Genomic DNA, 6,634 nt, shown 5'->3' on the forward strand with positions numbered 1-6,634 from the left:
ATCGGCGGCGCGCAGGGTGGCCCGATTCGCCGGCAATTGCAAAGGCGGGGTATTACGGGATGTTGACGGGGCGTTTAACCGCTGGTCTGAAAGGTGCTCATGCCTGCGATTTCTGACAGCAGACGAGCTCAAATACTTATGGGGAAGTACAACGTCGTCCAGCACAGGATTGTCAGTATGAGGCGGTTGTGGAGGGGCTTTTCCAGTTACACGGTGATCGGGGTTGCCAACACCCTTATTCACTGGCAGATCTTTTTCCTGCTGAGCGTCGCAGCAGGCCTGCGACAGGCTGTCAGCAATCTGGCGGCGTTTTGCGTTGCCGCCTCGTTTTCCTTCTACATGAATGCGCTCTACACCTTTGACAGCAAGGCGTCGGTCGGCGGCTATCTGTTGTTCATGGCAGCGATGGGGGCGTTGAGCTATGGCGTCGGCCATGCCGGTGACTTGTGGCGGTTGCACGGTTTGCTGACCGTGGCGTTGTTTTCGGCGTTGAGCCTGGTATTGGGTTTCCTGTTTTCCAAGTACGTGGTCTTTCGCGAGCGTAATACATGAAGATCTCGCTCATCGTTCCGGTGTTCAACGAAGAACAGGCGATCGATGTGTTTTATCAGGCCGTGCGGCGAGAGCTGAAACTCGACGATGGCGACGTGGAAATCGTCTTCATCAACGACGGCAGCAGCGACCTGACGGCAGAGCGCGCCACGGCCCTGGCGCAAGCGGACGATCAGGTCATGCTGATCAATTTTTCCCGCAACTTCGGCAAGGAACCGGCGCTGTTTGCCGGTCTGGAGTACGCCACCGGCGACGCGGTGATTCCGATGGATGTCGACCTGCAGGACCCGATCAGCGTGATCCCGCGACTGATCGAACAATGGCGCAACGGTGCGGATGTGGTATTGGCCAAACGCAAGGATCGTCATGCCGACAGCTATCTGAAACGCCACAGCGCGTCGTTGTTTTACCACCTGTTGAATCGCATTTCGTACACCCGGATCGAAGAGAACGTCGGGGACTTCCGCCTGATGGACCGCAAGGTGGTCGATGTGATCCGTACCCTGCCCGAGCATCAATTGTTCATGAAAGGCGTGCTGTCCTGGGCCGGGTTCAACACGGTGGTGGTGGAGTACGAGCGAGCCCCGCGCGTGACGGGGAAAAGCAAGTTCAATGGCTGGAAACTGTGGAACCTGGCGCTGGAGGGCGTGACGTCATTCAGCACCGTGCCGTTGCGTTTGTGGACCTACGTCGGTGGCGGGATTTCGATCTTCGCCGTGCTGTATGCGGTGTACATGGTGCTGGACAAAATTTTCAACGACAACAGCGTGCCCGGTTACCCCTCATTGATGACCGCCATTCTGTTTCTCGGCGGCGTGCAACTGATCGGGATCGGCATCCTGGGGGAGTACATCGGGCGGATCTACATAGAGGCCAAGCACCGGCCGCGCTATGTGGTCAAAGACATTGTCGGCGGCAAACCGCGGCGTGAGCCTTAGTATGGGCAGGTTCAGCGATTTTTTCGTCAAGGAGATGGGGCGTCGCCAAGCCTGGCTGTTTTTTCTGCTGGCGACCTTTGTGTATGTCGTGCCGCTGATCCTCGCGGATTATCCCTACATCGATGACAACTGGCGTTCGCTCTCGGCCGGCATGGCCTGGGCGGAGCAGGGGCGGTTGTTCTCCCAGTTGTTCTACAACGCGCTGACCTTCACCGATGCGGCACCGAATATCTTTCCGTTGCCGTTGTTGATCGCCATCGTGGCCATGTCCTCGGCACTGACCAGCCTGACGTTTCATTATTTTCGTCAGCCGACCATCGCTTGTTGCCTGGTGCTGTTGCCGCTCTGGTACAACCCGTTCCTCCTGCAGAACCTGTCCTACCAATACGACGGCGCGCCCATGGCTTTGAGCCTGGTGGCGGTGATCTACGCCATTACGTTTCGCCATCCTTCGCGCAACATGCAATGGCTGGTGCCTTCGTTTCTGATTGCGCTGGCACTGGGGCTGTATCAGATCAGTCTGAATGTGTTTCTCGGGCTGTGCTGTCTGGAGCTGCTCAGGGCTGCCGAGGAAAAAATGCCCTGGCCTGAGTGGGGCGCCTTGATCGGCTGGAAGCTTGCCCAGGTGCTGTTGGGGTGGCTGATTTACTGCGCCACGGCCTATCCGTTCCTGGGCCAGAATCGTACGTTGCTACTCAACTGGTCGGCGCAGCCCCTGCTGCAAATCGATATCAATATCGGCCGGGTGCTGGAAAAAGTCATGCTGCTGTTACATGGCGGATTTATCTGGGTGTTCGCCGTGTTGCTGTTTTGCGCCATTGCCGGGGCAGCTCTGTTGGGAAAGAACATCGTGGGGCGCAAGGAGAGCGTGCCGAAGCGGTTGTCGATCGGCCTGCTGTGCGTGCTGACAGTACCGCTGGTGTTGCTGTTGGTGTCGGGTGTGGCGTTGATCTTTCGCGACTTCAACGAGGGCGCCCGGACCCTGATGGGATTTGCGGTGCTGCTGGTGCTGCTGTTCTATTTGAGCCATCTGGCGATGGCGTCAGTGCATGAACGATTGCCGCTGCTGTTGCTGGTGCCGCTGTTGGCGATGCTGTCGTTGTCGTTTGCCTACGGTCGGGTACTGACGGTGCAGAAGACCTTCGCCAACAGCGCGCTCTTCAGCCTTGAGCGCGATATCAGCAACCATCGCGCCTTGCGCGAAGCCAAGCGTATTTACATGTCAGTGACCTATTCCGATTACTGGTTGCTGGGGGCCGCCGGTTCGTTCAAGCAGCTGCCGGTACTGCACTATCTGCTGAACATCGACTTCTACATGCTGGCGGAAAACCTGCCCAAGGTAGGCATCACCAACGTGGTCGCGGAGCGGGAGCGGCGCAATGCAACGCGGGTGGGTTATCAGAACTTTTCACCGGTGGTGGAGAGCCCTTACTACCGGATTTACTTGCTGGGTGATTACGGTTTCATCGTCATGAAAGAACCGGCCCCGATCAAATCGCTTCGTTGGTGAAGCGGCTGGCCGGGGCCGTCAGCGTCAGGCGGCGACCACTTCGTTTGGCTCGAAACTGTCCGCCCGCGCCATCTGCCACATCCGCGAGTAGAACTCGCCATTCACTTCCCCGGTCAGCAACTCCCCAGGCTTGAGGAACACGTGCAACTGCGAGAACAGTTTGATCTCGGTTGCCGACATGCGCCGCACCAGGTGCTTGGCCGATAACTGAGAGGGGTGTTCAAGGCCGGCGGCCGCCAGCATTTCCGCCAGGCCCTTGAGGGTGTTGCGGTGGAAGTTGTAGACGCGCTGGGCCTTGTCCGGCACCACCAGCGCGCGCTGGCGCAGGGTGTCCTGGGTGGCGACGCCGGTCGGGCATTTGTTGGTGTGGCAGCTCTGCGACTGGATGCAACCGATGGCGAACATGAAGCCGCGCGCCGAGTTGGCCCAGTCGGCACCGATGGCCAGGACGCTGGCGATGTCGAAGGCGCTGACGATCTTGCCGCTGGCGCCGAGTTTGATTTTGTCCCGCAGGTTCAGGCCCACCAGGGTGTTGTGCACGAACAGCAACCCTTCGCGCATCGGCACGCCGATGTGGTCGGTAAACTCCACGGGGGCGGCACCGGTGCCGCCTTCCTTGCCGTCGATCACGATGAAGTCCGGGAGGATGCCGGTTTCCAGCATGGCCTTGGCGATGCCCATGAACTCCCACGGATGACCGAGGCAGAACTTGAAGCCTACCGGTTTACCGCCGGACAACTCACGCAGCTGCTGGATGAAATGCATCATCTCGATCGGCGTGGAAAACGCGCTGTGCCGCGACGGAGAAATGCAGTCTTCGCCCATGTTGATGCCACGTGTGTCGGCGATTTCCTGGGTGACCTTGTGCTTGGGCAGGATCCCGCCATGACCAGGCTTGGCACCCTGGCTCATCTTGATTTCGATCATTCGCACTTGCGGGGTTCGCGCCTGTGCCGCGAAGCGTTCCGGGTCGAAGCGGCCGTCGGCGGTGCGACAGCCGAAATAGCCGCTGCCCAGTTCCCACGTCAGGTCGCCACCGTGTTCGCGGTGATAGGGGCTGATGCTGCCTTCGCCGGTGTCGTGGGCGAAGTTGCCGAGTTTGGCGCCCTGGTTCAACGCACGGATGGCGTTGGCGCTGAGCGAGCCAAAGCTCATGGCGGAGATGTTGAACACCGAGGCGGAGTACGGCTGGGTGCATTGCGGGCCGCCGACCGTGACCCGGAAACCGCTGGTGTCACTCAAGGGCGCCGGGCGCATGGAGTGGCCGATGAATTCGAAGCCCGACTGGTAGACATCGATCAAGGTACCGAAGGGCTTGTCGGCGCTTTCATTCTTGGCTCGGGAATAGACCAGCGAACGCTGGGCGCGGGAAAAGGGCAGGGCATCGCTATCCGACTCGAGCAGGTACTGGCGGATTTCCGGGCGAATGCCTTCAACCAGGTAGCGGATGTTGCCGAGGATCGGGTAGTTGCGCCGTACCGCGTGGGGGCTTTGCAGCAAGTCGCCTATGCCGATCAGGCTGAGCACGCCGGTGATGGCGGTGAAAGGCCAGAGCCAGTCGTGTTCGAGGAAAGGCAGGCTGGCGAGGGTGAATATCACGCAGACGGCAAAGAAGGCGTAGCGGCTCAGGAGTGACAGGCTCATACGGTTTCCTTGGGTTCGGACTCAATAGTTTTGGCTACACACACAACCACTGTGGGAGCGAGCCTGCTCGCGAAGACGGTGGTTCAGTCGACATCAATGTTGAAATGAAAAATCGCTTTCGCGAGCAGGCTCGCTCCCACATAAAGCAAAGCGTTGCGCGGTAACATTCAGGCATTTTGTGCCTGGAGAAAAATCGAAAACAGCTCGGACTGGGACTTGATCCCCAGCTTGCTGTACATGTGTTTCTTATGGACTTTCACGGTTTCTATCGAGATTTCCAGTTTGCGGGCGATTTCCTTGCTGGAGCAGCCACTGAGCATCAGGCGCCCGACATCCAGCTCCCGGGCAGTCAATTGCGCGCCCTTGAGTTGTTGTACCGAGGCTTCCAGCTGTACCCGCCAATCGCCTTGTACCGGCGCAAGCGCCAGGGCCACGACTTCGTTGATCTCGTACGGCAGGCGCTGGCGCAGCAGGCCCAGCACCCACGGCGCAATCAGCGACAGCAAGGCAATCTGCTGCGCGCTGAAACGCTGCTTGCTGCCCAGGGACAGGCACAGCGTGCGGTCGCCTTCGAGCTGGCAATTAAACTGGATTTCGTCGGCCACGACATTCACACGAAAGTATCGTTGATAGTACTCGGTGAGTTCGAAATGCTCCGGCGCCACTTCCGATAAACGATACAAACCCGTGCGCGACTGCTCGCGGCAGGCGATGTAGAACGGATCGAGCAGGTACAGCCCGCGCAGGTAATCCTGGAACAACTGATCGGGGCTGCCGTCGATGCCCGGGCATTCGGCGAACACTTGCGGGTGCTGGTCGGCGCTGAACAGCAACGCAACCCAACTGTCGCAGGGCACATATTGATCCAGCAATCGGACAAGCTGCGTCCAGAAGTTGGGCTTGTCCAGGGCGTCGATCAGTTGCCCCACCGAACGGTGCCAGGCGATGTCGTCCAACGAGAGTGTCATGCATCTACCCCTATCGTGTTACCCCAGCGGCGTGATTTCCGGGCCGCCCGCTTGCTGCGCATACTGGCGCACAGACAGCGACCGGGCAATCTTTCCGGCGTTCAGAACAAGGACTACCCATGAAAGTCGAACTCGCCCAATTGGCGGGCCGTGACAACGACACGGCTTACAACCTCGAACGCTCCCTGGCGGCCATCAATGCCTGCGCTGCCGATACGCAGCTGATCATGTTTCCGGAAAGCCACTTGATGGGGTTCCCGTCGGCCGAGTCCGTGGCCGAGGTCGCCGAACCGCTGAACGGCCCGACCGTCAGCGCGATTGTCACCGCCGCCCGTGAACGCAACATCGCCGTGGTCATCGGTACTGCCGAGAACGACAGCGGCCGTTTCTATAACACCACGCTGCTGATCACCCCCGAAGGCATAGCGCTGAAGTATCGCAAGACCCACCTGTGGGCGTCGGATCGCGGCGTCTTTGAAGCGGGCGATCGCTACGCCACTTGCCTGTGGAACGGCGTGCGTGTCGGCCTGCTGATTTGCTACGACATCGAATTCCCGGAAACCGCCCGCGCCCTGGCGCAACTGGGTGCCGAGTTGCTGCTGGTGACCAACGGCAACATGGACCCCTACGGCCCGACCCACCGCACCGCAATCATGGCCCGCGCCCAGGAAAACCAGGCGTTTGCGCTGATGGTCAACCGGGTGGAAGAGGGTGACGGCGGTTTGCTGTTTGCCGGCGGCAGTGCGCTGGTGGATCCGCTGGGCACGCTGTTGTTCGAGGCCGGGCGCGAGGAGGGGCGGTTTGCGGTGGAACTGGACCTGAGCCGGTTGACGGCGGCGCGCCAGGATTATCGGTACCTGGATGATCAGCGGCTGAAGTTGCCCGGCGAATTGATTGAGCATGCCAGTGGACTGCGGGAGTTGGTGATTCCTGCGCGTTGATCCGGATTCTGTATTGACCGGGCTGACGCCTTCGCGAGCAGGCTCGCTCCCACAGGGGATCTTGTGAACGGCACAAATCCC

General features: G+C 59.8%; 6 protein-coding genes. 4 read left to right on the top strand and 2 right to left on the bottom strand.

Translation table 11 applies throughout. The features are described from left to right. Positions 1-177 precede the first annotated feature (177 nt). Genes ACW9HW_RS16200 through ACW9HW_RS16210 form a run of 3 tightly spaced genes read left to right on the top strand, consistent with a single transcriptional unit; the run spans position 178 to position 3,000 of the window. Entirely contained in the window at positions 178-552 is a 375-nt protein-coding gene (locus ACW9HW_RS16200; protein WP_095193713.1) for a GtrA family protein, read from the top strand. After that, positions 549-1,490 (top strand): glycosyltransferase family 2 protein, encoded by a 942-nt coding sequence (locus tag ACW9HW_RS16205; protein WP_457400780.1) that lies wholly within the window; start codon positions 549-551, stop codon positions 1,488-1,490. The genes ACW9HW_RS16200 and ACW9HW_RS16205 overlap by 4 nt, the downstream gene beginning before the upstream one ends. 1 nt (position 1,491) lies before the next feature. Further along, entirely contained in the window at positions 1,492-3,000 is a 1,509-nt protein-coding gene (locus tag ACW9HW_RS16210) for a glucosyltransferase domain-containing protein (protein WP_457400782.1), read from the top strand. Between the two features lie 24 nt (positions 3,001-3,024). Here ACW9HW_RS16210 and ACW9HW_RS16215 read toward each other — a convergent pair whose 3' ends face one another. Further along, entirely contained in the window at positions 3,025-4,644 is a 1,620-nt protein-coding gene (locus ACW9HW_RS16215) for an FMN-binding glutamate synthase family protein (RefSeq protein ID WP_095193710.1), read from the bottom strand. 167 nt (positions 4,645-4,811) lie between these two features. Next, positions 4,812-5,612, bottom strand: coding sequence for a response regulator transcription factor (locus tag ACW9HW_RS16220; protein ID WP_457400784.1), 801 nt, complete (start codon positions 5,610-5,612; stop codon positions 4,812-4,814). A 119-nt stretch (positions 5,613-5,731) separates the two neighbouring features. Here ACW9HW_RS16220 and ACW9HW_RS16225 point away from each other — a divergent pair, with 119 nt between their 5' ends. Next, on the top strand, positions 5,732-6,553 hold the full coding sequence (locus ACW9HW_RS16225; RefSeq protein WP_095193708.1) for a carbon-nitrogen hydrolase family protein: 822 nt from the start codon (positions 5,732-5,734) through the stop codon (positions 6,551-6,553). Positions 6,554-6,634: the final 81 nt, after the last annotated feature.

It is taken from the genome of Pseudomonas sp. SDO5532_S415, assembly GCF_054071155.1.